Annotated in this window: 29 protein-coding genes and 1 riboswitch; of the genes, 18 read left to right on the top strand and 11 right to left on the bottom strand. The window is 61.8% G+C overall.

The genetic code is table 11. The annotated features are described in order from the left end of the window. Window positions 1-25: 25 nt before the first annotated feature. From HMPREF2978_RS05505 to HMPREF2978_RS12800, 5 genes are all read left to right on the top strand, one after another. Window positions 26-955 (top strand): Ppx/GppA family phosphatase, encoded by a 930-nt coding sequence (locus HMPREF2978_RS05505; RefSeq protein ID WP_012714802.1) that lies wholly within the window; start codon window positions 26-28, stop codon window positions 953-955. 9 nt (window positions 956-964) lie between these two features. Further along, entirely contained in the window at window positions 965-1,795 is an 831-nt protein-coding gene (locus tag HMPREF2978_RS05500; RefSeq protein WP_070744501.1) for a hypothetical protein, read from the top strand. 150 nt (window positions 1,796-1,945) lie between these two features. Further along, a complete protein-coding gene (gene proC, locus HMPREF2978_RS05495) occupies window positions 1,946-2,737 on the top strand; it encodes a pyrroline-5-carboxylate reductase (protein WP_070744534.1) in 792 nt (263 codons plus the stop codon). A 200-nt stretch (window positions 2,738-2,937) separates the two neighbouring features. Then, window positions 2,938-3,126 carry a helix-turn-helix domain-containing protein gene (locus HMPREF2978_RS05490; protein ID WP_010189818.1) on the top strand — a complete coding sequence of 63 codons (189 nt, stop codon included), beginning with the start codon at window positions 2,938-2,940 and terminating at the stop codon, window positions 3,124-3,126. A 244-nt stretch (window positions 3,127-3,370) separates the two neighbouring features. Then, window positions 3,371-3,472 carry a 30S ribosomal protein bS22 gene (locus HMPREF2978_RS12800; protein ID WP_003855542.1) on the top strand — a complete coding sequence of 34 codons (102 nt, stop codon included), beginning with the start codon at window positions 3,371-3,373 and terminating at the stop codon, window positions 3,470-3,472. 116 nt (window positions 3,473-3,588) lie between these two features. Here the strand turns inward: HMPREF2978_RS12800 and HMPREF2978_RS05485 are convergent, their stop codons facing one another. Further along, the gene (locus HMPREF2978_RS05485) at window positions 3,589-4,773 is read right to left on the bottom strand and encodes an HNH endonuclease signature motif containing protein (RefSeq protein WP_070744532.1); all 1,185 of its coding nucleotides are present in this window, start codon (window positions 4,771-4,773) and stop codon (window positions 3,589-3,591) included. A 232-nt stretch (window positions 4,774-5,005) separates the two neighbouring features. Here HMPREF2978_RS05485 and HMPREF2978_RS05480 point away from each other — a divergent pair, with 232 nt between their 5' ends. Beyond that, the gene (locus HMPREF2978_RS05480) at window positions 5,006-5,584 is read left to right on the top strand and encodes an LURP-one-related/scramblase family protein (RefSeq protein ID WP_070744500.1); all 579 of its coding nucleotides are present in this window, start codon (window positions 5,006-5,008) and stop codon (window positions 5,582-5,584) included. On the opposite strand, the gene HMPREF2978_RS05475 is transcribed toward HMPREF2978_RS05480, so the two are convergent. Beyond that, window positions 5,581-6,597, bottom strand: coding sequence for an HAD-IB family hydrolase (locus HMPREF2978_RS05475; RefSeq protein ID WP_035117287.1), 1,017 nt, complete (start codon window positions 6,595-6,597; stop codon window positions 5,581-5,583). The genes HMPREF2978_RS05480 and HMPREF2978_RS05475 overlap by 4 nt on opposite strands. A 106-nt stretch (window positions 6,598-6,703) precedes the next feature. On the opposite strand from HMPREF2978_RS05475, the gene HMPREF2978_RS05470 reads away from it, so the two are divergent. From HMPREF2978_RS05470 to HMPREF2978_RS05430, 9 genes are all read left to right on the top strand, one after another. Beyond that, window positions 6,704-6,943, top strand: coding sequence for a glutaredoxin family protein (locus HMPREF2978_RS05470; RefSeq protein WP_070744498.1), 240 nt, complete (start codon window positions 6,704-6,706; stop codon window positions 6,941-6,943). A gap of 105 nt (window positions 6,944-7,048) precedes the next feature. Then, window positions 7,049-8,425: a glutamyl-tRNA reductase gene (locus tag HMPREF2978_RS05465; RefSeq protein WP_070744496.1), complete on the top strand. Its 1,377-nt coding sequence runs from the start codon at window positions 7,049-7,051 to the stop codon at window positions 8,423-8,425. Further along, on the top strand, window positions 8,426-9,316 hold the full coding sequence (gene hemC / locus HMPREF2978_RS05460) for a hydroxymethylbilane synthase (RefSeq protein WP_070744495.1): 891 nt from the start codon (window positions 8,426-8,428) through the stop codon (window positions 9,314-9,316). It abuts the gene before it with no gap. Window positions 9,317-9,494: 178 nt separating this feature from the next. Beyond that, entirely contained in the window at window positions 9,495-11,177 is a 1,683-nt protein-coding gene (locus HMPREF2978_RS05455; protein WP_070744493.1) for a bifunctional uroporphyrinogen-III C-methyltransferase/uroporphyrinogen-III synthase, read from the top strand. An 85-nt stretch (window positions 11,178-11,262) separates the two neighbouring features. Continuing rightward, window positions 11,263-12,240, top strand: a complete 978-nt coding sequence (hemB, locus tag HMPREF2978_RS05450; RefSeq protein WP_010189806.1) for a porphobilinogen synthase — start codon at window positions 11,263-11,265, stop codon at window positions 12,238-12,240. 10 nt (window positions 12,241-12,250) lie between these two features. Then, window positions 12,251-12,949 (top strand): MFS transporter, encoded by a 699-nt coding sequence (locus HMPREF2978_RS05445; protein WP_070744491.1) that lies wholly within the window; start codon window positions 12,251-12,253, stop codon window positions 12,947-12,949. After that, window positions 12,946-13,443 (top strand): tellurium resistance protein TerC, encoded by a 498-nt coding sequence (locus HMPREF2978_RS05440; protein ID WP_070744489.1) that lies wholly within the window; start codon window positions 12,946-12,948, stop codon window positions 13,441-13,443. Before HMPREF2978_RS05445 ends, HMPREF2978_RS05440 begins: the two co-directional genes overlap by 4 nt. A gap of 38 nt (window positions 13,444-13,481) precedes the next feature. Next, window positions 13,482-14,522, top strand: coding sequence for a uroporphyrinogen decarboxylase (hemE, locus tag HMPREF2978_RS05435; RefSeq protein ID WP_070744488.1), 1,041 nt, complete (start codon window positions 13,482-13,484; stop codon window positions 14,520-14,522). After that, window positions 14,523-15,905: a protoporphyrinogen oxidase gene (locus HMPREF2978_RS05430; protein WP_070744487.1), complete on the top strand. Its 1,383-nt coding sequence runs from the start codon at window positions 14,523-14,525 to the stop codon at window positions 15,903-15,905. It abuts the gene before it with no gap. A 194-nt stretch (window positions 15,906-16,099) separates the two neighbouring features. Here the strand turns inward: HMPREF2978_RS05430 and HMPREF2978_RS05425 are convergent, their stop codons facing one another. The 5 genes from HMPREF2978_RS05425 to HMPREF2978_RS05405 form a co-directional block, all read right to left on the bottom strand. Next, window positions 16,100-16,354 carry a Txe/YoeB family addiction module toxin gene (locus HMPREF2978_RS05425; protein ID WP_070526092.1) on the bottom strand — a complete coding sequence of 85 codons (255 nt, stop codon included), beginning with the start codon at window positions 16,352-16,354 and terminating at the stop codon, window positions 16,100-16,102. Between the two features lie 5 nt (window positions 16,355-16,359). Further along, window positions 16,360-16,617 carry a type II toxin-antitoxin system Phd/YefM family antitoxin gene (locus HMPREF2978_RS05420; protein ID WP_070526090.1) on the bottom strand — a complete coding sequence of 86 codons (258 nt, stop codon included), beginning with the start codon at window positions 16,615-16,617 and terminating at the stop codon, window positions 16,360-16,362. A 68-nt stretch (window positions 16,618-16,685) separates the two neighbouring features. Next, a complete protein-coding gene (locus HMPREF2978_RS05415; protein ID WP_070744485.1) occupies window positions 16,686-18,197 on the bottom strand; it encodes an ABC-F family ATP-binding cassette domain-containing protein in 1,512 nt (503 codons plus the stop codon). Window positions 18,198-18,282: 85 nt separating this feature from the next. Further along, window positions 18,283-19,299, bottom strand: a complete 1,017-nt coding sequence (locus HMPREF2978_RS05410; protein ID WP_070526085.1) for an ABC transporter permease — start codon at window positions 19,297-19,299, stop codon at window positions 18,283-18,285. Then, a complete protein-coding gene (locus HMPREF2978_RS05405; protein WP_070526083.1) occupies window positions 19,299-19,877 on the bottom strand; it encodes an ABC transporter ATP-binding protein in 579 nt (192 codons plus the stop codon). Before HMPREF2978_RS05405 ends, HMPREF2978_RS05410 begins: the two co-directional genes overlap by 1 nt. Before the next feature lie 177 nt (window positions 19,878-20,054). On the opposite strand from HMPREF2978_RS05405, the gene HMPREF2978_RS05400 reads away from it, so the two are divergent. Together HMPREF2978_RS05400 and HMPREF2978_RS05395 are read left to right on the top strand one after the other, a co-directional pair. Further along, on the top strand, window positions 20,055-20,234 hold the full coding sequence (locus HMPREF2978_RS05400) for an antitoxin VbhA family protein (RefSeq protein ID WP_070526080.1): 180 nt from the start codon (window positions 20,055-20,057) through the stop codon (window positions 20,232-20,234). Window positions 20,235-20,254: 20 nt separating this feature from the next. Further along, window positions 20,255-20,887 (top strand): Fic/DOC family protein, encoded by a 633-nt coding sequence (locus HMPREF2978_RS05395; RefSeq protein WP_210383622.1) that lies wholly within the window; start codon window positions 20,255-20,257, stop codon window positions 20,885-20,887. Window positions 20,888-20,910: 23 nt separating this feature from the next. Here the strand turns inward: HMPREF2978_RS05395 and HMPREF2978_RS05390 are convergent, their stop codons facing one another. Then, entirely contained in the window at window positions 20,911-21,750 is an 840-nt protein-coding gene (locus HMPREF2978_RS05390) for an NAD(P)-dependent oxidoreductase (protein WP_070526078.1), read from the bottom strand. A 25-nt stretch (window positions 21,751-21,775) separates the two neighbouring features. Further along, window positions 21,776-21,846: riboswitch (guanidine-III (ykkC-III) riboswitch) on the top strand. Between the two features lie 11 nt (window positions 21,847-21,857). Here HMPREF2978_RS05390 and HMPREF2978_RS05385 point away from each other — a divergent pair. Beyond that, complete coding sequence (locus HMPREF2978_RS05385; RefSeq protein ID WP_070447941.1) at window positions 21,858-22,172, top strand: DMT family transporter; 315 nt, start codon at window positions 21,858-21,860, stop codon at window positions 22,170-22,172. 33 nt (window positions 22,173-22,205) lie between these two features. On the opposite strand, the gene HMPREF2978_RS05380 is transcribed toward HMPREF2978_RS05385, so the two are convergent. From HMPREF2978_RS05380 to HMPREF2978_RS05370, 3 genes are read right to left on the bottom strand one after another with little or no spacing between them, the layout of a single operon-like run. Continuing rightward, the gene (locus tag HMPREF2978_RS05380; protein ID WP_070526076.1) at window positions 22,206-23,501 is read right to left on the bottom strand and encodes an ABC transporter permease; all 1,296 of its coding nucleotides are present in this window, start codon (window positions 23,499-23,501) and stop codon (window positions 22,206-22,208) included. Beyond that, the gene (locus HMPREF2978_RS05375) at window positions 23,498-24,172 is read right to left on the bottom strand and encodes an ABC transporter ATP-binding protein (RefSeq protein ID WP_070526074.1); all 675 of its coding nucleotides are present in this window, start codon (window positions 24,170-24,172) and stop codon (window positions 23,498-23,500) included. The genes HMPREF2978_RS05380 and HMPREF2978_RS05375 overlap by 4 nt, the downstream gene beginning before the upstream one ends. Next, window positions 24,169-25,779, bottom strand: coding sequence for a permuted SH3 domain-containing protein (locus tag HMPREF2978_RS05370; RefSeq protein WP_070526072.1), 1,611 nt, complete (start codon window positions 25,777-25,779; stop codon window positions 24,169-24,171). Before HMPREF2978_RS05370 ends, HMPREF2978_RS05375 begins: the two co-directional genes overlap by 4 nt. Window positions 25,780-25,984 lie beyond the last annotated feature (205 nt).

Below are 25,984 nucleotides of genomic sequence, written 5' to 3'. Positions count from 1 at the left end.
ACGGTAGACCTACTACTCTAGAGGCGTGCGATTAGGTGTATTAGACGTCGGAAGTAATACCGTCCACCTCGTTGCGGTCGACGCCGCAACCGGTGGGCGGCCTTCGCCGATGAGCGATTGGAAGACCCCGCTGCGTCTGGTGGAACAGCTAGACAAGGACGGCAACATCCACGAGAAGGGTATGAAGAAGCTCATTTCCGCCGTGGGTGAGGCCGCTGAGCTGGGCCAGAAGTTGGGCTGTGATGAATTCATCGCCTTTGCTACCTCCGCCGTGCGCTCGGCCACGAACTCGGCCAAGGTTCTCGATGAAGTTGAGAAGCAAACCGGCGTCCGCCTAGAGATTTTGTCGGGTGAGGAGGAAGCGCGCTTGACCTTCCTCGCCGCCCGCCGTTGGTATGGCTGGTCCGCTGGCCGCATCACCAACCTCGATATCGGCGGCGGTTCGCTGGAGCTGTCCACCGGTACCGACGAACACCCGGAGATGGCTTTCTCCCTCGATTTGGGAGCTGGCCGTCTGACCCATAACTGGTTCGATACTGATCCTCCGCAGAAGTCCAAGGTGAACCTGCTGCGGGATTACATTGACGCGGAACTAGTCGGCGTGGCCGATAAGATGCGCGCGCTGGGTCCTGCCGGGTTGGCCGTGGGCACCTCCAAAACGTTCCGCACGCTGGCCCGTTTGACCGGTGCTGCGCCTTCGTCGGCAGGCCCTTATGTGAAGCGCACGCTCACGGCGCCGGGTCTGCGTCAGCTGATTTCCTTCATCTCCCGTATGACTGCAGCTGACAGGGCGGACCTTGAGGGTGTAAGTTCTACCCGATCGCATCAAATCGTCGCCGGTGCTTTAGTGGCGGAGGCGAGCATGCGTGCCCTGGGAATCGAAAAGTTGGAGATCTGCCCCTGGGCTCTCCGAGAAGGTGTCATTTTGCGCCGTACCGATAAGGGACTGGAATAGGAAAGAAACGTGGCTGACAAGAAACAGTTGACAGTTGCGGAGCTGCTGGCCCGTAACGCGAAGGACCGATCCGGCGAGGAGAAGACCCCGCGCCGCCGTCGCCGGAGCCTTGAAGAAGGCGGCATCTCGGTTGCGGAGCTGACTGGCAACCTCGAAAAGGTCAAGGCAACCCCTGCCGAGGCGAAGCACTCGAGTGTCTCCATCGATGAGACAGCCCCGGTTATTCCTGCGCCGAAGAAGGAGAGCAAGGAAGAGGCTCCAAAGAAGGTGGACAAGAAGGCCGACGACAAGGCCCAGGCTGCCGCCGTCTCTACGGAGAAGCCCTCTGACGATGACACGCGCGTCATCCAAAAGGTCAAGGACGAGCCTAAGAAGAAGACCGAGGACAAGCCTGAGCAGAAGGCTGATGCAAAGGCAGCTGAAAAGCCTGAGGTAAAGACGGCCACCAAGCCTGAAGCAAAGACCTCCGCACCGGTCGATGAGAAGCCACAGGACGCCGCCGAGGACACCTTCACCACGGGTGAGCTCGAGGCAGTCGACAACGACGTTGAAGAATACGACGACTATGACGAGGAGGAGGACGAGGACAAGCTCAACCCCTTCGCCGTCGTCCTGCTCGCCCTCGTGGGCATCGTGCTCGGTGCCATCGTGTTCAAGGGCTTCGAGATCCTCTGGGACCGCTTCGACCGCCTGGTCGTTCTGGTGCTCGGTGTTGTTGTCACTGGCGTCATCGTCGGAATCGTCCATGCACTGCGCACCAGCCGCGACGGCCTGTCGATGTTCCTGGCAGCAGTAGCTGGCCTCGTGCTGACCTTCGGCCCGCTCCTTGTGGTGATGTAAGAACCAGTTCCGCAGGGCACCTTCTCATAAGGCATCTGTCAAAAGACAGATGCCTTTTGCATGCGCGGGGTCAGTGAGGCAGCAGCTCAGATCGCAGGCAGCGCTCTTGCCTGGTGGCCGCATCCTGGCCTTTCTGGCACCCTGGAAAGCATGACAAAAATTGCAGTACTTGGTGGAGGACAAATCGGTGAAGCCCTAGTTTCCGGGCTGGTGAATGCGGGCTATGACGCCGCGGACATCGTGGTGACCAACCGTCGTTCCGAGCGTAGCGAGGAGTTAAAGAGCGCCTACGGCGTGTCGGTCACGAGCGATAATGCCGCGGCTATCGACGGCGCGAATTACATTTTTGCGTGTGTGAAGCCCTATGCCATCGAGGAGCTCCTTGAAGGCCTCGACATCCCCACGACGGCCGTGGTTGTGTCCATGGCTGCTGGCCTGACCCTCGAGACGTTGGAGAAGGCCGCCGGCGAAAGCGTGCCAGTCGTCCGCGTCATGCCTAACACCCCCATGTTGGTGGGCAAGGGTATGTGCACCTGCGCGGGTGGTTCCCACGTCACCGAGGAGCAGCAGGCTGGCGTGGTCAAGCTTCTGGAAGCCGTTGGCGAGGTTGCCGTCATCGAGGAAAAGCACATCGACGCCGCCACCGCACTGGCAGGCTCTGCTCCTGCCTACTACTTCCTTGTCACCGAAGCGCTGATCGACGCCGGCGTGCAGCTCGGCCTCACCCGTGACGTCGCCGAAAAGCTAGCCACCCGCACTGCCCAAGGCGCGGGCACCATGCTGGCTGAATCTGGCAAGGATCCCGTGGCTTTGCGCGCAGGGGTAACCTCCCCGGGGGGAACCACTGCTGCCGCCCTTCGTGAACTTGAGGAGTCTAGCCTGCGGGGCGCGTTCTTCCGTGCCGCCGAAGCATGTACCCAGCGTGCGCAGGAGCTTGCTTAAAATTTCCCGCCGTTCTGGTAGCCCTGTGGCATATGTTGTCACACGGGCTTGATGGGGAATAGCGGTGCGAAAGAGGAAAAAATTAGCTCTTGGGTCGCATTAGTCACACGTTTCACGCTAAGCTGGCAGGAGCGCGTGCGTGATAGTCCTGTGGGAGGGGAAGCCTACAGCGCGTCACGTGCTGAAGGGTTAAATAAACTATGACGAATGAAGATAAGGGAACTTTCCTGACCATCGCCGAAGTTGCGGAGATCATGCGTGTCTCCAAGATGACGGTGTACAGGTTGGTTCATGCAGGTGACATGCCGGCCGTGCGCGTGGGACGCTCCTTCCGCGTCCACGAATCTGCCGTCAAGGAATACCTTGAGGCCTCCGTATACGGAGCCTAGGGTTCACCTCTTTCTGGCAGCGCCCACCACTGCGGACCACTCGCGGTCCGTGGCGGTGGGCGCTGCCCTTAGTTTTGGTGCTGGGCAGGCCGCTAGGTAAGATAGTGAACATTCGTTTCGGCACTGGTATGCCTGTGTCTCCCTGTTTCGCAGGGGCCGCCACGAGTGCACCGTGTGTGGTTTCATTCCAGGCGTTGCCGGCCGGTTTACGTACGTACTGATACCGAAAGTGAGGAAACCTACTATGGGTTCTGTCATCAAGAAGCGCCGCAAGCGCATGTCCAAGAAGAAGCACCGCAAGATGCTGCGCCGCACCCGCGTTCAGCGTCGCAAGCTGGGCAAGTAAAACTTCGCCTGCAACTCCCCGCATGGTCCTTTTGGGATCGTGGCGGGGAGTTTCTGTTATTTTCTCCTTCCCGTCGTTTCGGATGACCGTGCCGTCGTTTCAGACGACGAAGCCGCTTAGAACGGAATGTCCTCCTGTGGGGAGGTCGGGGTGCGGGGTTCCTCGGCTGCGGCTTGTGCTTCCTGAGCTTCCTGCTGGGCGCGCTCGCGGGTGGCCGAAATCTTTTGAGCCACCGTCTGCGCCCAACGCTTCGTCTTCTTCGCCAGCGGACCAGTCGGCTCCGTCATGGCCCAGGTCCCGTCTTCGTAGAGCCACACGATGTCTCCGGTGTGCGGGTCCATGATGTAATGCGCGCGCCCATCAGTCTTCATATTGTGGTGGTGCTGGCACAAGCTGGCTAGATTGCGCGGGTGCGTGGCGCCGCCGTCGGCGTAGTTGACGCGGTGGTCCATCTGGCATAGGTAAGCCGGCCGGTTGCACCCCGGAGCGCGGCAGGTGCCATCCCGGCCTTCCACGTATTTACGGATGAGCTCCGAGGCGATGTAGCTGCGTGATTCCGGCGGCTGCGAGGAGAGGTCGCGCGTGCGTGTGGCGGGCATGTCCTGCGACGTCCATCCATAGCCTTGGACGAAGGTGGGGGCGTTGTCGATATCGCTGGCTTGATAGGTGTGCAGAATCACGGTCACCGGCGGGGAGATACTGCCGGCGATGAGCTTCTTTAAAGCATCGGCCTGCGAGAGCCCATTCTCCTTCGCTGCCTGTTTGATGTAGCCATCCAAAATCATGCCCGTGGCGCTATCCGTATTGAGCTCAAGGATGCCGCGCTGGCCGGTATCGGTGAAGGTATATGAGTCTTTCTTCGGGGATTCGCGGAAGGAGAAAGTCTTATCGATGCTCTTACAAATATCGCGCAGCTTGCGCCCAATCTGCGCCGGGGTAGGAAAGACCTGGTTCGGGGAGGTGGGGGTGAAGAAGGTGATCAAGGCATCGTCGATAAGCGCGAGCGTTTCCGGCGGCAACGCGCCCAGCTTTGTCAGGGTGCGGTCGATGGTGATGAGAGCCTTCATGTCCAGTAGGAATTGGCTGTCCTGTAATGCCTTGACCTGCGGGAGCTCCGTAAGGCGGTGCACGGCCAGGCAGCATTCACTCACGGTATAGTCGCCGACGCCAAGCTTGGCGACGAGCCTCTGGCACGCGACATCAAAATCCTCATCAAGGTCTGGCATGGCAGCTACCCACGAGCGGTAGTCTGCGCGGCGGGCGGCACTGCGCTCCACGGCGAGGGCGCAATCAGGATTCATATGGGAAAAGTAGGCGGTTTGGGTTGCGGTGTTCACGGTGTCCCCCGGGTTTGGCGTATCGGTTATATGTTCTAAACGCACTATAAAACATGCTCCGGACATCTATCCTGACCAGCCAATATGTCTGTATGTTAGTTCTCCCTATTGAGCGTGTATTTGACCTCAAAGTCGGGATGGGGAATCCTATTCCTCCGCCCCACAGGAGCCCATCACGTACGTAGAATGGCGAACTATGTTGCCTAGACTCCTCACCCTTGACAGCCTGGTTATCTCACAAACCAAGTCTTTTATGCAGGATGAATTCCTGATCGCCGATGAACAAGGTGTGCCCGTCGGGACGATTCTGCAGTCGACGAGCCTGAAGGACATGTTCTTCAACTCTTCCCGCAGCCTCGAGGTTGCTTTTACCGATGAACAAGGTAATCCGCAGCAGCCACTCATGGTGATTAAGGATCCGCCGAACTTTGTGCGGGATACCTATGAGGTGTACCTTCCGGGCGTCGAGAAGCCCATGGCGGTCGTGACCAAGAAATTCTCCCTCCTGAAGACGCGCCTGAGCTTGGAAATGGAGGGCTTCCCGGAGATTGAGATCGAAGGCGATGTGTGGGATTGGAATATCACGATTACCAGCCAGGGTCAGCCGTTGGCGGAGGTGCGCAACGAGTGGGGAGGAGTGGGCCGGTTCCTCGCTGGGGAGAATACGTACCGCCTCAGCATCGCGCCGGGGCTTGACCCGCAACAGCATGCCGGGCTGATTGGTGCGGTCATGTGCATGGACATGCTGCGCACCAAGGCTCAAAACAGTAGCTAGCGGCGCACGAAGCGCCAGCTGCCATAGGAGAAGAGCGCGGTGGCTAGCGCGGGGAGACCGTAGGTGCGCACGGCCTTGCGCACGGAGCGGTAATCGCGGATGAGCCAGCCTTTTTCTTCTGCAATATCGCGCAGCTTGGAATCCGGATTGATGGCCACGGGGGTTCCCACCATGGAAAGCATCGGGACATCATTGGCGCTGTCGGAGTAGGCGGTACAGCGCTCAAGATCGAGATTCTCCAAGGTGGCCAGCGCCGCCACGGCGTGCTTCTTACCCGGCCCGTGGAGGATATCGCCTACGAGGCGGCCGGTGAAGCGGCCATCTTTGACCTCCGCCACGGTGCCGAGAGCGCCGGTGAAACCGAAACGCTGCGCCAGAATCTGCGCCAGCTGCACGGGGGTGGCGGTGACCAGCCATACCTGCTGGCCGGCATCGAGGTGCATCTGCGCCAGCTGCTTCGTGCCCGGGTAGGCCTTGCGGGCCATGGATTGGTCCACGATGCTCTCGCACAACGCCACCATTTCCTCCACCGAGCGGCCCTTGACAAACTCGAGCGCTTGCACGCGCCCCGCGGCCACGTCGGCGGCATTCTCCGAACCGGAGACCCGGAATTTCAGCTGCTTCCATGCGATGGGAAGGATCTCAGAAAGTTTGAAATAGCGGCGGCGTGCAAGCCCCAGAGCGAAGGACACGAGCGAAGAGCCCTGGACCAAGGTGTTATCCACGTCGAAGAAAGCCGCAGCGCCGACGTCTTGGGGGATGTCCGGGTCTGGCTCAGTGATGGAGCGCGCGCCGGCGGATTCGAAGGAACCCCGAACAGAATCCACGCCAGAAGAAAAAGCTTCCAGGTCGATGCCGAAGAGGTGCTCCACCGCCGCGGCTGCCGACGCCTCACCGGCCGCGCGCTGGTGCTCTTCGCCGAGCGGGGCGAAAGCCTGTTGCTCCAGGAAATTGCGCAAGTTTCCCCTGCTTGCGGTCCAATTGGCAAGGAACTCGCGGGGAGAATCGGGCATACCAGGAGGGAGCGGGAGAGGCACGCGTTCAGCTTTCATAGGGTGGGAAGACTAACGTGTCCATAGTAAACCGCGAACCGTTCTACGTCCTATCGAGGAGTTCTTAATGTCTCACGTCGTCGAGCTGATGGTGCGTACCACGTGTGGCTCCTGCGCGCGCGTTCTGGAGCAGATTACCCCGGTGGTCCGGCAGGCTGGGGCAGAGCTTAAAGTACGCAACGTCGATGAGGATGCGGAGCTGGCCATGGAATATGGTGATCGCGTCCCCGTTGTAGTTATTGATGGCGAGGAGTTCTCCTGCTGGGAAGTGGACAACGAGGAGCTAGCGCAGGCGCTGGCGGAGTAGCTTTCCTCGGGGACTCCCGCGAGTTTCGGAAACGAGCTGAAAACTAGTAGTCTTTCGGATGATCTATGTCATCCAAAGGGATGATGCAAAACTGGAGGGTTGTGCATGAGTGTGCTCGTCGTGGGCATGTCGCATCAGTCGGCGCCGGTGGCGCTGCTGGAAAAGCTGAGCATGGACGAGACCGTGCAGAATGACACCTGCCGTGCCATGGTATCGGCAGGCTCGTTGAGCGAGGCGATGATTATCTCCACCTGTAACCGCCTCGAGGTCTATACAGTCACTAACTCTTTCCACACCGGCGTCCAGGATGTCGTGCGCAACCTCGCTGAAGTCTCCGGGGTGGAGGAGGAGAAGCTGCGCTCCTATCTTTATGTGCGCTATGCCGACGCCGCCGCCGAGCACCTCATGATGGTGACCTCCGGCTTGGACTCGATGGTGGTGGGTGAGCAGCAAATCATCGGCCAGGTGCGCACCGCCTACCAGTTTGCTTCGGAGCAAGGAACCGTCGGCCCGCGCATCCACGCGCTGGCACAGTCCGCGCTGCGTACCGGCAAGCGGGTGCATTCCGAAACTGAGATCGATGAGGCGGGCTCCTCCATGGTCTCCTTTGCTTTTGATCAGGCGCTAAGCCGCATGGGCAGGGAAGATCTCGCGGGCAAGCGAGTGCTCATTTTGGGCGCAGGTGCAATGGCTTCGCTGGCGGCAACGCACGCGGGGCGCCTGGGTGCGCACCTGATTATCGCGAACCGTACCATCGCCCGCGCGGAGCGTGTGGCGCAGCACGCCCATGAGGCGGGCGTGTACGCAGACGTCATTGAATTCTCGGAGCGCGCCCAAGCCCTGCGCGATGTGGACGTGGCGATTTCCGCTACGGGAGCCCAGGGTTTCACAATTACGGCTGCCGACGTCGAGCGTTATCACGTGGCCGACCGCGAACTCATGCTCGTGGACCTGTCCCTGCCGCGCGATATTGATGATGCCGTGGCAGAGGCAGAGGGGGTCGACCTGGTCAATATCGAGCGTCTCAACAACTCTCTGCAGGCGGCCGATACCGATCTGGCAGCGGGTACCAGCCCACACGCGCAGGCGCGGCGCATCGTCAGTGAAGAACTGGAAGCCTATGCTTCCGAGCAGCGCGTCCGCGACGTCGTCCCAGCCGTATCGGCACTGCGCAAGCGGGCGGCAAATCTGGTCCAGTGCGAGGTAGCGCGGATGGAGCAGAAGCACCCCGAGTTGGACGAGCGCCAGATGGGAGATATCAATCGCGCACTCAAGCGCGTTGCGGATAAGCTGCTTCACGAGCCCACGGTTCGCGCGAAGCAGCTCGCGGCCAACTCCGGCACGGTTAGCCATGAGACCGCGTTGCAAGAGCTTTTTGGACTCCAGCTGGAGGGCAGCGGCGTGGCGGTAGACATGGCGGAGCTGCCGGATGCCGCGCAGATGGAAGCCGCGGAAAATACTAAGGAAGAAAAGGACGCATAGATGTTGAAGATCGGTACCCGAGGATCCCTCCTGGCCACGACTCAGTCCGGCCACGTGCAGGAGTGGTTGCAGCAGGAAGGCTATGCGGCTGAGCTGCACATCGTTACCACGCAGGGTGACGTCAACATGGCTCCTGTGGAGCGCATCGGCGTGGGTGTGTTTACGCAGGCGCTGCGTGAGGCCGTCGACCGCGGCGAGTGTGAGATCGCGGTGCACTCCTTCAAGGACCTGCCCACGGCTGCCGACGAGCGTTTCGACCTCGTGGTGCCGCAGCGCCAGGACGTCCGTGAGGCGCTCATCGCCCGCGATGGCCTGACCCTCAAGGAGCTGCCGAAGGGCGCGCGCGTGGGCACCTCCGCGCCGCGCCGCATCAGCCAGCTGCGCGCTATGCGCCCGGACCTGGATATTCGTCCGCTGCGCGGCAATATCGATACCCGCATGGGCAAGGTCACCAGCGGCGAGCTCGACGCCGTCCTCCTGGCCTACGCAGGCCTCGTGCGCGCGGGTTACGCGGATCGCGCCACCGAGGTCTTCGATCCGGAGGTCTTCATGCCCGCGCCTGCGCAGGGCGCGCTGGCCATCGAGGCAGTGAAGGGAACTGAGGCGGCGAAGGCTATTGCTTTGCTTGCCGACGCCCCCGCCACCGCCGCCACTCGCGCCGAGCGCACCGTGCTCTCCCAGCTGGAGGCTGGTTGCACTGCGCCGGTCGCTGCTACTTCCCACTGGGAGGGCGAGCAGCTGGTAGTCCGCGGCGGTGTCTTCGCTCTCGACGGCTCCGGTCAGCTCATCGCTCAGGCCCAGGGCCCGGCAAGCGAAGCAGAAGAATTAGGACGTGCGGTGTCCAAGGAGCTCTTCGCACAGGGAGCTGCAGACCTCCTGGCAGCGGAGTAATCGCACGTAATTTTTGCTTTGGGGCCTTTTCCTTTAGTGTGTATCTAGCACACGATCATTGAGAGCAATGATTTAGGCCCCCTTAACTCGCGAGTGAGGGGCTTTCTTGTCTCCATTTCCCGCGCCTGCCACGCGTGGCGCCGGGGCACTCGGAACCCACAAACTAGAAAAGAACCTTATGAGCAATGCTGCGCCGGATACCCAGCCTGAGCTGGGTAAGTCTGATCTGGGCAAAGTCGTTTTCGTCGGCGCTGGTCCAGGCAACCCCGACCTGCTGACCGTTCGCGCCCGCGAGGTTCTGGAGACGACCGTCAACGTCGTCACCGACCCGGGGGTCTCGCAGGGCGTGCGCGACATGGTGGCGCAGCAGGTGCCGGTTCCGCAGGAGCTTCTCGACGCCGCCGAGGAAGAGTACGAGCGCATCTGCGCCGCCGCCAAGGAGGCGGGCGTGCGCCGCAAGCCGCCGCGCCCGGCACCGCCGACGGCAGCGGTCTTTGAGGAGGTCGAGGGGGACGTCGTCAAGCAACTGCGTAACGCGCTCGAGCGTGCCGAGGGGCATGACGTGATCCGTCTGGTGACCGGTAACCCGCTCAACCGTGAGTCCATCAAGGCGGAGATCACCGCCGTGGCCAATGCGGGTATGGAATTCCAGGTGGTCCCGGGCATGTCTCTGCCTTCGACGGTTCCTTCTTTCGCGGGCATCGCTCTCGGTGCGACCTATACCGAGGCCGATATCACGGAAGGCGCGGACTGGGACGCACTGGCCACCGCGACGCAACCGATGGTTTTGCAGGCCACGGCAGATGACCTGCCGGTCATTTCCGCCGAGCTGGTGGAGCGCGGGATGCCGGCGGAGACGGAAGCATACGTCACCGTCCACGGCACAACGCGCCTACAGCGCACACACGAGACCACGCTGGGAACACTCGGCAAGCTCGACGCTGAGCTGCCGGGCGAGCTCGTGGTCACGCTGGGGCGCAGCTTTGACGATCGTTCGAAGTATTCCTGGTGGGAAAACCGTTCGCTCTATGGTTGGCGCGTGCTGGTGCCGCGCACGAAGGAGCAGGCCGCAGCGATGAGCGCGCGCCTGGCTGGCCACGGCGCCATCCCACAGTCGGTTCCCACCATCTCCGTGGAGCCTCCGCGCAACCCGGCGCAGATGGACCGCGCCATCAAGGGCATTGTCGAAGGCCGCTACAAGTGGGTCGTGTTCACCTCCGTCAATGCGGTGAGCGCGGTGTGGAAGAAGATCGCGGAACTCGGCCTCGATGCCCGCGACTTCGCCGGCGTGCACCTCGCCGCGGTGGGGCAGAAGACCGCCGATGCGATTCGCGCCAAGGGCATGGTCCCGGAGCTTTTGCCGCCGGCAACGAAGCAGAACGCCGAGGGGCTCGTGGAGGTTTTCCCCAACTACGTCGAAGACATCGACGCCGTGGGGCGTGTGCTGCTGCCGCGCGCTGATATCGCCGGCGAGGCGCTGGTGACTGGCCTGCTGGACTTGGGCTGGGAAGTCGATGATGTGGTGGCCTACCGCACGGTGCGTGCGGCCCCGCCGGCGGCGGAGATCCGCGACATGATCAAGACCGGCGGCTTCGACGCAGTGGCTTTTACCTCGCCCTCGACGGTGCGCAACCTCGTCGGCATTGCCGGCAAGCCGCATGCCCGCACCATCATCGCCTGCATCGGCCCCTCCACCAAGGCGGCGGCTGAGGAGGTGGGTCTGCGCGTGGACGTGGTCCCGGAGGTCGCGGATGTGCCGATGCTTGTCGACGCCCTCGCCGAGCACGTCGCCGCCCTGCGCGCTGCCGGCAACCTGCCTGCTCCGCGCAAGAAGCGCCGCTCGCGCAAGAAGACGGCGTAGACCGCGTCTGGGCGGGCAGGTGACGGGCGACTAGAGTCGGGAAGGTAGTTCAATTTTCTCGTAGCTCAAAGGAGAGTTTTTACTCATGAGCATTGCTCGCCGCCCCCGCCGCCTACGCCAGAACCCGGCTTTTCGGGATTTGGTTGCGGAAACGTCGCTGCGTCCCTCCGACCTCATCCTCCCGATGTTCGTGGTCGACGGTCTGAATGAACCCCGTGACATCCCCTCCATGCCGGGCGTGCAGCAGCACAGCCTGGATTCCCTCAAACGTGCCGCGCACGAGGCCCTTGATGCGGGCGTGACCTGCGTTGACCTCTTCGGCGTGCCGCGTGAGGAAGATAAAGACGCGACCGGCTCCGTGGCCTGGGACCCGCAGGGCATCCTCAACGTGGCGATTGCGGAGCTGCGCCAGGAATTCGGCGATGACCTCATCGTCATGGCGGATACCTGCCTTGATGAGTTCACCTCCCACGGCCACTGCGGCGTGATTGATGACCAAGGCCGCGTGCTCAACGATGAAACCGTGGAGCTTTACCAGGATATGGCTCGCTCCCAGGCCCGCGCTGGTGCGCACATGGTTAGCCCCTCCGGCATGATGGATGGCCAGATTGCCGCCATCCGCGAGGCCCTCGATGAGGCCGGCCACGAGGATGTTGCGATCATGGCCTACTCGGCCAAGTATGCTTCGGCCTTCTTCGGCCCCTTCCGCGATGCCGTGGGCTCCTCCCTGGAGGGTGACCGCCGCACCTACCAGCAGGACCCGCGTAACTTCCGCGAGTCCATGCTGGAAGTGGACCTGGACATCGAGGAAGGCGCGGACATCGTCATGGTCAAGCCTGGCTTGCCGTACCTCGACGTGCTGGCCGGTGCCGTCGAGCGCTCCTCCGTGCCGGTGGCTGTTTACCAGGTCTCCGGCGAGTACGCGATGATTCAGGCCGCTTCCCAGAACGGGTGGATCGATGGCGAGGCCGTTATGCTGGAGTCCTTGACCGCGTTCAAGCGCGCGGGAGCGGATCAGATCCTGACCTACTTCGCCACGGACGCCGCCCGCTTGCTCAAGTAAAAGGAGAATCGTGACGTTCAGCCCGAACACGGCTTCGTCGGCGCCGAAGCCGACGGGGCAGAATAAGGAGCCGGATAAGGAGCAGGCCAAGCGTACAGAGGCCGTCTCCCTCATGCTTAAGGTGTGGACCGTTGCCTTGGTGCTTGAGGTGGTCCACCTAGTCTTGAGCATCGTGCTGACCCTGCTGAATAGGGATGAGCTCTTTGCCCAGGCCCGCAAGACCGCGGAGTCTGCGGCGGAGAAATCCGGGCAGGACGTGAGCGATGCCCTCGTACAACTCGTGGGCTATGGCTCGGTGGCCTTCAGCTCGCTGATTTCACTCGCCATCGTGGTGCTGCTGGGCATCATGCTGGGCTTTATCCACAAGAACTCCAAGGCAGCCGGTACTGGCCGGCGCCTGTGGTTCGCCTTCTCCCTCTACTTTGCCCTCCGCGTACTCATCGTCTTCATCAGCAGCCCCGCCGGGGCGAGCGCGCCGGATTGGCTCTTCCTGCTCGACGGTGCCGTGCAGATCCTCGTCGGCGTGGCGGCCGTGATGGGCTTGATGTTCTCCACCAAGGAAGAGGTACTCGAGTACACCGGCGAGATGGAGCAGCTGCGCCAGATGCGCAAGGAGATGGAGGAGCAGCGCCGCCAGGAAAACCTGGAGGAGCGCGAGAAGAAGAGCAAGGACCGGGAGAAAGAAGACAACAAGGACGGCAAGCGATGAGCGAGCGCCCCGGCCCCGCGGACTATAACCGCCGCCCACGCCGCCCCAAGAAGCAGGGGGAGCAGGATTCTTCCACCTGGCCGTCCCAGCTGCGCATTGCCTATTGGGTCTGCGTAGTTGCCGCAGTTGTCATGCTCACCGCCGGGATGGTGGGGCTCTTTGGTTCCTATACATCGGTGACGAACACCCAACTCAGCCCGGAACAAGTGGACTATATCCGCTTCAACACACGTTTCGCGGCCATCTCCAACGTGGTGGGCGCCGTCGTCATTGCGGCGTGCTCCGCGCAGTTGGCGAGCGGCTCGATATGGGCGCGCCGCATCATCACCGCGGTGTCTGCCTACATCATGTTCGTCAGCATTGCGGCGCTGATCGCGGGCGTGGGCGGGTTGCTCTTGTTGCTTATCCCGATGGCACTCTTGGTGGCCATCTACTTCCTCTTTCACCCGGATTCGACGGCTTTCATTAAGGCCCGCCGCGCCCAAAACTCCTGATTGGCGCCTACTCCAACTTTTGATTCATAATGGACGGTATGTCTCGACTGTCTGATGCGCCGCTGATTGCTGCCGCTACTGGCCACACGCCCTCCCGCCCGCCCGTCTGGTTCATGCGCCAGGCAGGGCGCTCTTTGCCGGAGTACCGCAAGGTGCGCGAGGGAATTAGCATGCTGGATTCCTGTTTCATGCCGGAGCTCCTCGCGGAGATTACCCTGCAGCCGGTGCGCCGCCACGATGTTGATGGCGCCATCCTGTTCAGCGATATCGTTGTCCCGCTCAAGGCCGCGGGCGTCGGTGTGGAGATCGTCCCCGGCCGCGGTCCCGTCATGGATGCGCCCGTGCGCACCACGGAGGACGTGGCCAACCTGCCTATCCTCGACGTCGATGTGCCCGAGGTACGCCAAGGCATTGAGATTATTCTGAGCGAGCTCACCGACAAGCAGGCCCTCATCGGTTTCGTCGGCGCGCCCTTCACCTTGGCCAGCTACCTCATTGAGGGCGGACCGTCGAAGAACCACGAGCGCACCAAGGCCCTGATGCATTCCGATCCGGAAACCTGGCACAACCTCATGAAGCGCCTCACCCCGACGATCATCTCCTTCCTGGAACTCCAGCTGGATGCCGGCATCGACGCGATGCAGCTCTTCGATTCCTGGGCGGGCTACCTCAACGAGCGCGATTACCGCGAGTTCGTGCTGCCCTATTCGGAGCAAATCCTCAAGGTCGCTGAAGGCCGCGTGCCGCGCATCCACTTCGGTGTGGGGACCGGCGAGCTGCTCGGCGCGATGTCTGAAGCTGGCTCTGAGGTCATGGGCGTGGACTATCGCGTGAGCATGAATGCCGCCGCGGCCCGCGTCAACGCGGACATCCTGCAAGGCAACCTAGACCCGGCTCTGCTGTTTGCCGGCGAGGATGCGGTGCGCAAGGAAGTACGCGCCATCAAGGCAGAAGTAGATGCCGCCCGCGCGGCAGGCAACCTGCATGGACACATCTGGAATCTCGGCCACGGCGTGCTGCCGACTACCGACGCTGACGCCATCACCCACGCCGTCGCCATCATCCACGAGGAGGGCTAAATGAAGATCGCAATCATCGGTGCGGGCCTGGCAGGCCTCACCGCAGCGTGGGAACTCAAGCAGAACACTGAGGACACCCACGAGGTCTACGTTTTCGAGGCGGCCGATCGCATCGGCGGCAAGCTGCACACCGTGGCTTTCAACGGCGGCCCCACGGACATGGGCGCGGAGGCCTTCATCCGCCGCCGCCAAGACGCCGTGGACTTCTTCACCGAGCTTGGCCTGCAGGATTCCTTCGTCGAGCCCAATCCGCAACTGCGCCCGCGCGTGTATACCCGCGGCGAGCTGCGCTTCCTCCCACAGGGCGGAGTCATGGGCATCCCGTCGGAGCCGCAGGACTTCTTCTCCGCGACGACCAACGAGCGCATCACCAACGAACAGCCCTTCGAGTGGGAAATCGGCGGGGACGTCTCCGTGGGCCAGCTCGTGCGCCAGCAATATGGTGATGACGTAGTGGACCACGTGGTCTCCGCGCTGCTCGGCGGTGTCTACTCCTGCTCGGCCGATGACCTGGGCCTGCGTGCCACGGTTCCGCACCTGGCAGCCACGCTGGACTCCCTGGCGAAGGACGGCCCCGTCACGCTGTCGGCCGCAATCAAGCAGATCGAGTCCGGCCGCAGCCCGGCCGAGGGCTCCGTCTTCGGCACCTTTAAGGGCGGCTATGCCGAGCTTTACGAAGCTCTGGCTGAGAAGTCCGGCGCGCAGATCCACCTGGACACCTTCGTCTCTGGCGTGACGCGCAAGGGTGATGCCTTCGAGGTCAAGGGCGCGCCGGGGGATATCGGTCCCTTCGACCGCGTGCTCTTTGCCACCCCGGCACCCACCACCGCGCGCCTGCTCAAGGCCGTGGCCCCGGAGGCCGCCCAGGAGTTATCTTCTGTCCAGCTGGCCTCCTCTGTGGTCGTCGGCTTCAACTTCGCCTCCGCCACGGACCCGGAAGGAAATTCCCTTCCGGAGGCCACCGGCATCCTCGTCGCCTCGGACGAGCCCGGTGTGCGCGCCAAGGCCTTCACGCTCTCCTCCAACAAGTGGCCGCACCTGGCAGAGCGCGAGGGCTTCCTCGTGCGCGCCTCCTTCGGCCGCTTCGGCGATGACTCCCTCGTGCGTGCGGAGGAGGATGACCTGGTGGACTATGCCCTCGATGACCTGCAGAAGATCACCGGCTTCGACGGCCGCGCCGCCGGTGTGGAGGAGATCTACACGCAGCGCTGGTTCGGCGGCATCCCCCGCTATGACGATAAGCACCTGGCCACTGTTGCCGCGGTCCGCGCCAAGCTTGCCGACGTCCCCGGTATCGTCACCGCCGGCGCCTGGGCTGATGGAGTCGGTGTGCCCGCCGTTATTGCCGGTGCCCGCGCTGCCGCGCAGGCGCTCGTCAGCTAGCTCGCTGTCGGCGCCTGCTTTTTAGCACCTCACAAAGGGCGCCCCGCAAAAGGCGTCTGATAAAAGGTATCTTTGGGTGTAAAAACGCCATCTGCAATGCGCAAAAGGCGTTTTTGGCCGTGAAAACGCCTTATGACTGATGCCTTTTGTCAGATGCCTTTTTGGGCAGAGGCGATAGGGGAAGTTGACGCTAGTTAGTAGTGGTATCTGCACCCAGCAATCTCGATGGTCGCGCCCTTAATGCGATAGATCAGTCGGTGCTCTTCCGTAATTCGCCGAGACCAGAACCCGGCTAACTCGAACTTGAGTGGTTCGGGTTTTCCTATCCCTTCATTGCCGTTTCGTGCAATGTCTTTAATGAGGCTATTGATTCTCTTGAGGATCTTCTTGTCGTGAGCTTGCCACCAGAGGTAGTCCTCCCATGCTTCCTCTGTCCACGAAAGAATCATGAAGCTTAGTCTTCCTCAATGAGTTCGTGCTCCGTTGCTTCCCCGGCGTTGAGGCTCTCGATGGAGTCAAGCAGGCGCTGGGCATTGCGAGGGGAACGCAGAAGGTATGCGGTTTCGCGAAGAGAGTTGTAGTCATCTAAGGAAACGATGACTGCAGACTCATGACCATTGCGAGTGATGATGACTTCTTCGCGGTCATCAACGACCGACTGTAGGACCTCCGCGTATCTTGCTCGCGATTCCGAGTAGGACATGGTTTTCATAAGCTATCTCCCTTCTTGTACAAGAAACTGTACAACGAAAAGAGGGTGAGTGCTAGAGAGGTTTCAGTTTATGGGGCCACGTGAACGGTGCGCGTCAGATCGAGCTGCTGGCATACATGCTCATCGTGGCTGACCAAGATGAATGCCCCGCGGTAGCTCGTGAGCACCTCAATCAGCCAATCAGTGGTGGGGATATCGAGGTTGTTGGTTGGTTCGTCGAGAAGCAGAAAGCGCGGGGCTGGGTCGCTGAGCAGGACGCGGGCGATTTCGACGCGGAAGCGCTCGCCACCAGAAAGCTGGCCCACGGGCTGATGGATCTTGTCGTTGATAAAGAGCATCTGGGCCAGCTGGTCGCGCAGGAACTGCGGGTCCGCGTTGGGATTGGCCTCCCGCACGATGTCGAGCACCGACTTCTCTGCGGGCAAGACGATGCGTTGGCGGATGTACCCGCAGGGCAGCGCGTACTCGACGTCGCCGCGGGCGATGCGGTTGAGGAAGGTGGTCTTGCCGCTGCCGTTGGGCCCGGCGAGGCGAACCCGTTCGGGGCCAGTAATGCTGAGCAGATCGCTGACCAGCACGCGGGTGCCCGCGGGCAGCTCAGTGCCGGGGAGATCGATGTGGACATGGGCGTCGTCGCGAAGCGCGCGCTGTGCCTTGTCATGCGCCGACTGGGCGGCAGCCACTGCATCGTTGGCCTGTTGAGAACGCCCAGCGGCCGAGCGCTCGGAACGGTTCTTGTCCAAGCCCATGGCCATGCCGGGTTTGCGCTTCGAGGCGGCGAAGTTCTTGCCGCGGCGGGCATCGCGCGCAATGCGGGTCTGCATGGCGGCGCGCTCGCGGATCTGTTTGCGGTGCTCAGCCTTGGTTTCCCTGACCTTGGCCTGCGCGGAATCCTGCTCGGCATCAATCGCTGCGCGGTAGGAGGAGTAGTTTCCCTCGAACTCGCGAAGAGTGCCGTGGTAGAGTTCCGCGATGCTATCCGCGTGCGCGAGGAGCTCGCGGTCGTGTGAGACGACGAGAACCGGCATCGGCGCGGTGCGAATGAGCTCGAGCAAGCGTTGACGTGAATCGGAGTCCAGGTTGTTGGTGGGCTCGTCGAGGATCAGGAAATCCGGCTTGCGGAAGAAGGCGGCGGTCAGCGCCACAGTCACGGCTTCACCACCCGACAATGTGCCGATAGTGCGATCCAGCGGGAAGGGGATACCCGCAGCGTCGAGAGCTGCTTCAATACGCTCTGCTAAATCCCACTGCTCACCAACAGTGGTGGCGAGCTCTTCCGAGTATTCGCCAGCCTCAATGCGGGCAATGGCGCTGAGGATCTCTGTTGCGCCAAAGACATTGGCGATGGTGTCAGACGTGTGGAGGCCTAAATCCTGGTCGACATAGAGGACTGAACCCGCGGATACCGTGCCCGAAGTCGGGGCAATGAGACCAGCAAGGACCTTGGCCAGCGTTGATTTTCCGGAACCATTCGCACCCACCAAGCCCGTGAAGCGGGAAGAAAACGTTCCGGTGAGGTCCGTGAAACATGGGGTGCCGTCGGGCCAGGTGACGGTGAGATGAGAAAAAGAAATAGGCATGAAGAAATCCACCTTCGAGTAAGTCGCGTAAAAAGTGTGACGTCGAATTAGGAAAAAATCTTCATGCCCGAAAGACTAGCCCCGGTTAATACCCCAGCGCAAGGGCCGCCACGCCAAGGCCGAGAGCGCCGCGGGCAATGTAGTGCAGCACCTCGGGGGAGAAGGAGACACCGAAGCCGCCGCTGTCCAGCATGGACATGCTGTCCACCCGTGCCGGGCGGGAGCGCTTAAACGACGCCCAGCTAAGGCCGGCGATGATGAGCGCCACTGCGATGGCAGAGAGCTTCCACACCAAGAGGAGGACACCGGCGCCAAGGAACGCCGTGCCCACAGAAGCGATAAGAGGAAGGCCCCAGTCGGGCCATGCATCGTCGCTGACGCGGCCGAAGGAGGCGGCGCGCCCAACCGCCGCGCCGACGATGCTCCACGCGGACATGAATCCGACGATAGCCAGCGCCCCGAGCTGTGGGGCAAACCCTAACGACAAGCCGAGGACCGCGAGCGCACCGACGCCGATGTACCACCGTCGTCCCAGACGACGGAAGAAGAGACCCATCAACGTGGAGGGCGCATGGGCACGACGAGGAATCCAGGCGGACTGGCTCGCAATGGCATCGGAGGTGACCTCCGAATCAAGCAGGCCAAGACCAGATCCACCGACCAGGCGCGTGCGCCCAGCGCTGAGAAGCGAAGCCAGCGTGAACGAGCGCCACCCCACGACAAAACGCAGGGCTGGGACTGCCAGCGCGAACCACGGGGATAGCCCGGTGGACACGCAGATGCCGAGGCCCAAGGCCCCGAACCCGATCAGCTGCGCCCACGTGATCCAGTCCGTGCCGCGGAGCCGGCCGCGCGGGCGGTCAACGTACACCCAACGCTCCCGGGATAGCGCCCGTAGGGGATAAAGAATCTCGGCGAACACGATGAGAGCGAGCAGTCCCACGATGCCGGCAATAGGAGCGACACCAGTCAGAGTGATACGCGCCGGGATGATAGGCAGGACTGCGTCGACTTCTTGCCAGACTGTATAACCGAAGCCGATGACGATACCGGCGAGGATGAGATACCAGATGCCATCACCTAGCCGGGATAGCGTGCGCATCACAGCTGCACCACCTCGTCGCAGGCCTGGGTGATGGTGTCGGAATGCGCGGCCACGACGATGCAGCGATTCTCCTCGTCGGCTAGGTAGCGCAATTCGCTGGCGAGGAACTCGGTCCAGGTGGCGTCGAGGTGGCGCTCGGGTTCGTCGATAAGCACTGCACGTGCCGGCTGGTACAGCTGTGCTGCCAGAAAGACGCGCTGGCGTTGGCCCGAGGACAGGCGCGAGGCGGGGTGCGGAAGGAGAGGCTCAAGCGCCCAGAGCTCGCAGAGCTTGGCGACGTCCACCCCTGCCGCTTTTCCTATCAAGTCCAAGTGCTCGCCCACAGTAAGGTCGGGAAGGAAAACCGGCTCGGCCACCGTAATCACAGCACCCGGCTGCTCCTTTGTACCGACGGGATAGCCGTCGCACTCCACTGCGCCTTCGAGAGGCGCAAGTTCACCGCCGAGCGTGGCTAGCACCGTGGATTTACCTGAACCGTTGGGCCCGGCGAGCCCATAGATGCGGCCTGGGGTGAAGTCCTTCTCAAGATGTCCAAGGGGAGTGGAATGCCCATAATCGGCGTCGATGGAAAGCATTGCTGGGCGGCGAGCTCCTTACATTGGGCGGCTAGACAATAGTTAAAACTTATTGATGAAGTTTAGCAAAATGCACGCCCTGAACGTTGTTCTCGAGATGGGAAGCGCCCTTGGGATTGGTGTTATGAGCTGCTAAAATGAGAGAAAATGTAGTTGAAAACTCGGGAGGATAACCACATGACAAGCACAGTAAGAACAGGGAAGAGCGTTGAAGATAGCGTGACGTTTGCCAAGGGGGTTTCTTTGTTGGCTGGACACGATATGGATGCGGAGCAGGAAGAGCTTGTCCGTGCCGTCGCTTCAGGAGAGATGACGGTCGACGAAGCTATCGCGAAGGCTAAGTCCCAGCTCAATTAAATTATGGGAGGAATCGGGGGATGAGACAAAAGAATTGGGATGACTACTACATTCCAGGTACGAGGACTCTACGCAACCTCTTTTTAAGTGAGGAACATCCCTTTGGGGAGCCAGACTTAGAACGACTGAATCATCTTGAAACCGTTGCCGTCAACGCTCGGATTGCTCAGCTTTGCATAGTGCCTGTGGAAGGTGCTTTTGACTACGCGCACTTCAAGGCTATACATCGACATCTGTTTCAGGATGTGTATGACTGGGCGGGGGAGGAGCGGACTGCCCCTACAGGTCAGTTCATGATTAAGGCTGGGCATGCCTACTATCCGGCGGGGCCGGAAATGACGAAGGCAGCAGAGAAGCTGTTCGCGGGGCTGGCGAAGGATGACTTTCTGCGTGGCCTAGAGATTGATGAGTTTGTGGCCAAGCTGGCGGAGCTGTGGGGCGAGCTCAATGTGGTGCACAGTTTTAGAGAAGGAAACACCCGCACACAGACGGTGTTCTTTGACGCGCTGGCTACGGCGGCAGGATACCGACTTAATGTGGAGCGGCTAGCGAGTGATAGCCGCGTGCGCGCGGAGTTTATTGCAGTGCGTTTCACAGCCAGGACACGGGGGATAACTCGCAGCTGGAGGAGGTGCTGCGCGGGCTCGTCGTAAAGCGGGGCGTCTAACTCTTGGCCCTAGCCCTTGTTGCGGAAGACGAAGATGGAGGAGAAGTCCTGGTCGCCGTGGCCCATGGCCTGCTGCTCCTCAAAGCGCTCGATGGCGGCGGCCACTGCAGGAAGTGGCTTGTTGGCGGTCATCTCCATGAGCTTGGCGTCCTTGCACAGGGCATCCACGGTGAAGTCACCCGGAGTGGTGTTGCGCTCGCCGGTGATGAACGGCCCCTTCATATTCTTCATAAAGGCCAGGCCAGTGATGTCGAGCATCTCGAGGATGACTTCGGAATCGAGGCCCTCAGACTCGCCGAGATGCAGTGCTTCCAGTACGCCCTCGGCGGTAACGGCGAGGGCTAGGTTGGCAAGGAGCTTTCCAATCGCCGCGGTGGCGGCGGATTCCACGCCGATGAGCTTGTTCTCATCGGCCCAGGACTCGGCGATGGTCATGGCGAGCTCACGGCGGTCGTCGTCAGGCGTGCCTACGTAAACACCGAGCTTGCCCTCGCGCGCTGGGCCCAGCGAGCCGACGACGGGCGCGTGGACATAAGAGTCAACCGCGGCGGCGAATTCGCGGGCGGCGTCGGGGGAGACGGTCGTGGTATCGATCCAGGTCACGCCCTCCGGGATGAGGTTGGTCTCGATGACTCGCTCACGGATGTCATCGGGGCCAAAGAGTGAGGTGATGATGACCTCTGCGCCCTCCACGGCGGCGGTGGGGGAATCGGCGAGGGTAGCGCCGCACTCAACCAGCGGCTGCGCGCGCTCGGCGGTGCGGTTCCAAACGGTGAGCTCATGGTTCTCGAGGAGGTGTCGGGCGAGCTCGGTGCCCATGCGGCCAGTACCCAGGAATGCAATCTTCATGCCGACCAGTGTGCCATTATTGTGGGCAGGCTCGCCGCGATTTATGCGAGCCCCGGACGAGGGAGCCGTACCCGGTGACGCGACAAGACGGCCAGAAAGGGCTGGCCATGTCGTGGTTCGTGTTGATTTTCTCCGGTGCCTTTGAGGCTGTGTGGGCAGCGGCGCTGGATAAGTCGGAGGGCTTTAGCCGCCTGTGGCCCTCGGTGATCTTTTTCGTTGCCTGCGCCATTTCCATGGGTGGGTTGGGCTGGGCCATGAAGTCCATCCCCGTGGGCACGGCCTATGCGGTGTGGGCCGGCGTGGGCGCGGTGGTCACCGTCATTTACTCCTTCGCCGCCGGGCACGAGGCGGCCACGGTGTGGAAGGTGCTATTCCTCGCCATGATCATTGGTGGGATTGTGGGGCTGAAGGTGGTGCACTAGGGGGCGTCGTCGTTTCACACGACGACGCGGGACCTATTCGTAGCGCAGCGCCTCAATCGGGTCCAGCTTCGCGGCCTTGCCCGCAGGGTAGTAGCCGAAGAAAAGGCCAATAGCCAGCGAGAAGAGCAGCGAGAGGATGACCGCCCACAGCGGCGGCGCCACGAGTGAGCCGATGGCGGCCGCGCCCGCCATGCCGGCGGCGGTGCCGATGGCGATGCCGATGACACCACCGATGAGGCAGACCACGATGGCCTCCGTGATGAACTGGATGCGGATATCGCGGCGGCGTGCGCCAAGCGCCTTGCGGATACCAATCTCGCGGGTGCGCTCCGTGACGGTGATGAGCATAATGTTCATCACGCCGATACCGCCGACGAGCAGCGAGATACCGCCGATGGCCGCGAGAACCAGGCTCATCGTGGTGAAGATCTGGTTCAGGGACGCGAGGTCATCGCTGAAGTCAGATACCTTCACCATGTAGTCAGGGTTGTCCTCGTAGTAGCTATCGAAGACGCGCTGCAGGTTGCTGGCTACCGCGGCCTTATCCAAATCCGGGTTGCCGCGAACGGTGACCTCGCTGAACGCGGTGCCAGCACCTGGGGAATCGGAAAGCTCGGCCTCCAGCGGGTAAGGAACGAAGGCGGTTTGGCTGGGGCCACCGCCCACCAGAGGCCCAGTTTGGGGCTCTTCAAAGACACCGATGACAGCGAGCTCAATGGGGGAGGCCTCCTGGCTTTCAAAGCTCACGTATTGGCCAATGGCGTCTTCAGGGGCGCCGAAAAGCTTGGTGGCTGTTTCCTTATCCAGCATGGCCACTGCCCGGCTGGAGTCGATATCGTCTTCGCTGAGGAAGCGCCCGGCCACGATGGAATAGGACGAGCCTGAGACATAGTCCGGGTTGGTCGGGCGGACCAGGAGGTTGGCGGTCTCCTCCCCAGACGTGCCCTCGACTACGAGGGCGCCGGAATAAGAGCTGTACTCGCCGATATTGATGCCGGCGATCTGATCTCCCAAGACCTCCTTGGCGCGGTCCAGCATGTCAGGGGTGAGCATGGAGGATTCGTCTTCGACGAAGCCGCCGCCCATGAAGGGATCATCGGCTTCTTCCTCTTCGCCCTCCTCAGGGCGCTCCTTGACCTGGACGGTGAAGTTATTGGCGCCGACCTTGTCCAAGTCCTTTTGCACGGAAGACTGCAAGGAGTGGCCGAGCGTGACGATGGCGATGACCGCGGCGATGCCAATGATGACGCCCAAGAGTGTTAGCGCCGAGCGCATCTTGTTGGTGCGCAGGCTGGTCAGCGCCATCTTGGTGGATTCAGCGAAATTCATGACAACACCCCGTCCTTCATCGTGACGGTGCGGCTGCATTCATCAGCCAATTCCGGGTTGTGGGTAATGAACAAAATGGTCTTTCCATGCGTGCGGTGCAGTTCGTGGAAGAGGTCCATGACCATGCGGCCGGTCTGCGAATCCAGCGCGCCGGTGGGCTCGTCCGCCAGCAGAATCTCCGGCTGGTTGGCCAAGGCGCGGGCCACCGCCACGCGCTGCTTCTGACCACCGGAGAGCTCATTGGGCAGGTGGTTCATGCGGTCACCCATGCCGACCATCTCCAAAAGCTCTTCCGCGCGCTGGGTGCGCTCGTGAGCCGAAACGCCCGCATAGACCATGGGCATCTCCACGTTCTTCAGCGCGGACATACGGCCGATCAAGTTGAAATTCTGGAAGATGAAACCGATTTTTTGGCCGCGGAAGGAGGCTAGTTTGTCGTCGCCAAGCGCCAGCGCATCCACGCCAGCCAGCTGGTACTCGCCGGCGGTGGGGCGGTCGAGCAAGCCGATGATGTTCATGAGCGTGGATTTGCCGGAGCCGGACTGGCCCACGACGGCCACGAACTCGCCCTCCTCCACACTGAAGTCGAGGCCTGGGATGACGGTCAGCTCGCTGTCGAGGCCCTCGTTGAAGCGTTTGACGATTCCCCGCATCTCAATGAGGCGGCTCATGCGTTCTCTTCCGCATCATCGGAGCCATCGACGGAGGCGGACATGCCGACCATGTCCTTGTGCGTATCCGCCTGGCTGATGACGGTCTCGCCTTCCTTGAGGCCGGAGGCGATGGCTGCGGAGAAATCAGATTCACTTGCGATCTTGACCTCGCGTGCCTGGATCGTGCCGTTGTCGATGACCAGGACGTTCTTCTTGCCACCTTCTTCATAGATGGCGGAGAGCGGCACGGTGATGGCGTTCTTGTCCTTCTCCGTGATGATCTTCACCTTCGTGGTGGAACCGAGGCGCAGGCCCTCGCGGTTGCCGTCGACGCGGATGTGCACGGGGAATTCGGGCTTGGTGGAACCAGATGGTTTGCCGGAGCCTCCCCCTGCGCCGGCTTCGACGTCGGGCTGCTCAGCGGTGGGGGAGATGAACGTGACCTTGCCTTTGTATTCCTTGCCGGGGCTCGACGGCGAGGTGAACGAAACTTCATCGCCGACCTTGATGCGGGCGATATCGCCCTCCTTGACCGTGGACTTCACCAACAGGGATGAATCATCCGCCACGGTGAGGATGGGGCCTTCGGCGGGCATGCCGGCCTCGCCATTGACGGCGGTGACAACGCCCGCCAACGGGGAGCGCAGGTCGGCCTGGGAGAGCCTGTACTCCAGAGGCCCATTTTCCTTGGCGTTGTTCGCGCTTGCCGACGCCGCCGATTCCACCGCATGGTTCACCGCTTGGGACTGGGAGGAAATCTGCTGTTCGATGGCCAGGTTGCTGGCTTGGAGTGCGCGTTCGGCATCGGCAACCGCTTGGTAGGAGGCGGCGGTGGCGCGCTGCTGTTCGCCCAGCTCGCGGTCGATGCCGCGGAGGACGCGGCCATAGGATTCCTCGGACTGCTTGAGCTGACGTTCAGAGTCCTGCACGGCCTCGTCGGAGTCGAGGTAGCTCAAGAAAGCGCTGGCGGTGTTGATTCCGGAGGGGTCCTCGGTGGCGGTGCCGATGGAGGCCAGTGCGGACTGGAAAGACTTGGACTCGGCATCGCGCACCCCGGAGCGCGCTTGTTCGACGGCCGCACGGGCCTCTGCAATTTCGGGGCGGTCGCCCTTGGCGGCGAGGGCATCATCGAGCTTGCGCTGCGCCTCGGCGTACTCGGTCTGCGCCGAGTTCACTGCGGACTGGGCGCTATTGACCTCCGGGTTGAGGCCTTGGTCGAGGGAATCCTGAAGCTGGCGCAGCTGGAGCTGAGCGTCCTCGATCTGGTGGACTGCCTCGAGCTTGCCTGCCTCCTGGGAGGTGCGCTGGGCTTCGAGCTCGCGCTCGGTCTCGGTGGTGTCCATGCGGCCGAGCAGCTGTTGGGCCTCGACGCGGTCACCCACCTTCGCGTCCAAGGACTGGATGGGGCCGGTCAGCGAGGTTGTCAGCGAGAGCTCGCGCTCGGCAGAAACCGTGCCGGTGGCGGAGACGGAGCTGATGAGGTCTTCTTTGGCAGTTTTCGTGACATCGGTTGCGGTGAGCTGAATATCGGAAGACCCACTGGTTAGTGCGTACATTCCACCACCGCCTGCGAGGAGAACCGCAGCGATAGCGCCAGCAGTGATGCCGAGAGCTTTCTTATTCATGAATCCCTTACTGTCAGGTTAACGCCGTCATTGAAAATCGGGTTCAGATTAACTCTCGGGCATGCTTCCTGTCATGCGCAGTGGGGGAATATAGGAGGTAGATCAGGGTCTACCCTTAGTTGGTGTGAGGCCATGAGGACTGGTGACGTTTCGATCAAATAAGGGCTCCAAAACGGGCGGTTTCCTGCCACTATTTGATCGAAAC

The organism is Corynebacterium sp. HMSC074C01 (assembly GCF_001814605.1).
GTDB lineage: Bacteria > Actinomycetota > Actinomycetes > Mycobacteriales > Mycobacteriaceae > Corynebacterium.
The sequence above is the reverse complement of the archived record's forward strand: the minus strand, read 5'-3'. Positions and strand labels throughout refer to the sequence as shown.

Coding starts and splice junctions, on each gene's coding strand:
- proC (WP_070744534.1), top strand. CDS start 1,946: ATGACAAAAATTGCAGTACTTGGTGGAGGACAAATCGGTGAAGCCCTA.
- HMPREF2978_RS05490 (WP_010189818.1), top strand. CDS start 2,938: ATGACGAATGAAGATAAGGGAACTTTCCTGACCATCGCCGAAGTTGCG.
- HMPREF2978_RS12800 (WP_003855542.1), top strand. CDS start 3,371: ATGGGTTCTGTCATCAAGAAGCGCCGCAAGCGCATGTCCAAGAAGAAG.
- HMPREF2978_RS05485 (WP_070744532.1), bottom strand. CDS start 4,773: ATGAATCCTGATTGCGCCCTCGCCGTGGAGCGCAGTGCCGCCCGCCGC.
- HMPREF2978_RS05480 (WP_070744500.1), top strand. CDS start 5,006: ATGTTGCCTAGACTCCTCACCCTTGACAGCCTGGTTATCTCACAAACC.
- HMPREF2978_RS05475 (WP_035117287.1), bottom strand. CDS start 6,597: ATGCCCGATTCTCCCCGCGAGTTCCTTGCCAATTGGACCGCAAGCAGG.
- HMPREF2978_RS05470 (WP_070744498.1), top strand. CDS start 6,704: ATGTCTCACGTCGTCGAGCTGATGGTGCGTACCACGTGTGGCTCCTGC.
- HMPREF2978_RS05465 (WP_070744496.1), top strand. CDS start 7,049: ATGAGTGTGCTCGTCGTGGGCATGTCGCATCAGTCGGCGCCGGTGGCG.
- hemC (WP_070744495.1), top strand. CDS start 8,426: ATGTTGAAGATCGGTACCCGAGGATCCCTCCTGGCCACGACTCAGTCC.
- HMPREF2978_RS05455 (WP_070744493.1), top strand. CDS start 9,495: ATGAGCAATGCTGCGCCGGATACCCAGCCTGAGCTGGGTAAGTCTGAT.
- hemB (WP_010189806.1), top strand. CDS start 11,263: ATGAGCATTGCTCGCCGCCCCCGCCGCCTACGCCAGAACCCGGCTTTT.
- HMPREF2978_RS05440 (WP_070744489.1), top strand. CDS start 12,946: ATGAGCGAGCGCCCCGGCCCCGCGGACTATAACCGCCGCCCACGCCGC.
- hemE (WP_070744488.1), top strand. CDS start 13,482: ATGTCTCGACTGTCTGATGCGCCGCTGATTGCTGCCGCTACTGGCCAC.
- HMPREF2978_RS05430 (WP_070744487.1), top strand. CDS start 14,523: ATGAAGATCGCAATCATCGGTGCGGGCCTGGCAGGCCTCACCGCAGCG.
- HMPREF2978_RS05425 (WP_070526092.1), bottom strand. CDS start 16,354: ATGATTCTTTCGTGGACAGAGGAAGCATGGGAGGACTACCTCTGGTGG.
- HMPREF2978_RS05420 (WP_070526090.1), bottom strand. CDS start 16,617: ATGAAAACCATGTCCTACTCGGAATCGCGAGCAAGATACGCGGAGGTC.
- HMPREF2978_RS05415 (WP_070744485.1), bottom strand. CDS start 18,197: ATGCCTATTTCTTTTTCTCATCTCACCGTCACCTGGCCCGACGGCACC.
- HMPREF2978_RS05410 (WP_070526085.1), bottom strand. CDS start 19,299: ATGCGCACGCTATCCCGGCTAGGTGATGGCATCTGGTATCTCATCCTC.
- HMPREF2978_RS05405 (WP_070526083.1), bottom strand. CDS start 19,877: ATGCTTTCCATCGACGCCGATTATGGGCATTCCACTCCCCTTGGACAT.
- HMPREF2978_RS05400 (WP_070526080.1), top strand. CDS start 20,055: ATGACAAGCACAGTAAGAACAGGGAAGAGCGTTGAAGATAGCGTGACG.
- HMPREF2978_RS05395 (WP_210383622.1), top strand. CDS start 20,255: ATGAGACAAAAGAATTGGGATGACTACTACATTCCAGGTACGAGGACT.
- HMPREF2978_RS05390 (WP_070526078.1), bottom strand. CDS start 21,750: ATGAAGATTGCATTCCTGGGTACTGGCCGCATGGGCACCGAGCTCGCC.
- HMPREF2978_RS05385 (WP_070447941.1), top strand. CDS start 21,858: ATGTCGTGGTTCGTGTTGATTTTCTCCGGTGCCTTTGAGGCTGTGTGG.
- HMPREF2978_RS05380 (WP_070526076.1), bottom strand. CDS start 23,501: ATGAATTTCGCTGAATCCACCAAGATGGCGCTGACCAGCCTGCGCACC.
- HMPREF2978_RS05375 (WP_070526074.1), bottom strand. CDS start 24,172: ATGAGCCGCCTCATTGAGATGCGGGGAATCGTCAAACGCTTCAACGAG.
- HMPREF2978_RS05370 (WP_070526072.1), bottom strand. CDS start 25,779: ATGAATAAGAAAGCTCTCGGCATCACTGCTGGCGCTATCGCTGCGGTT.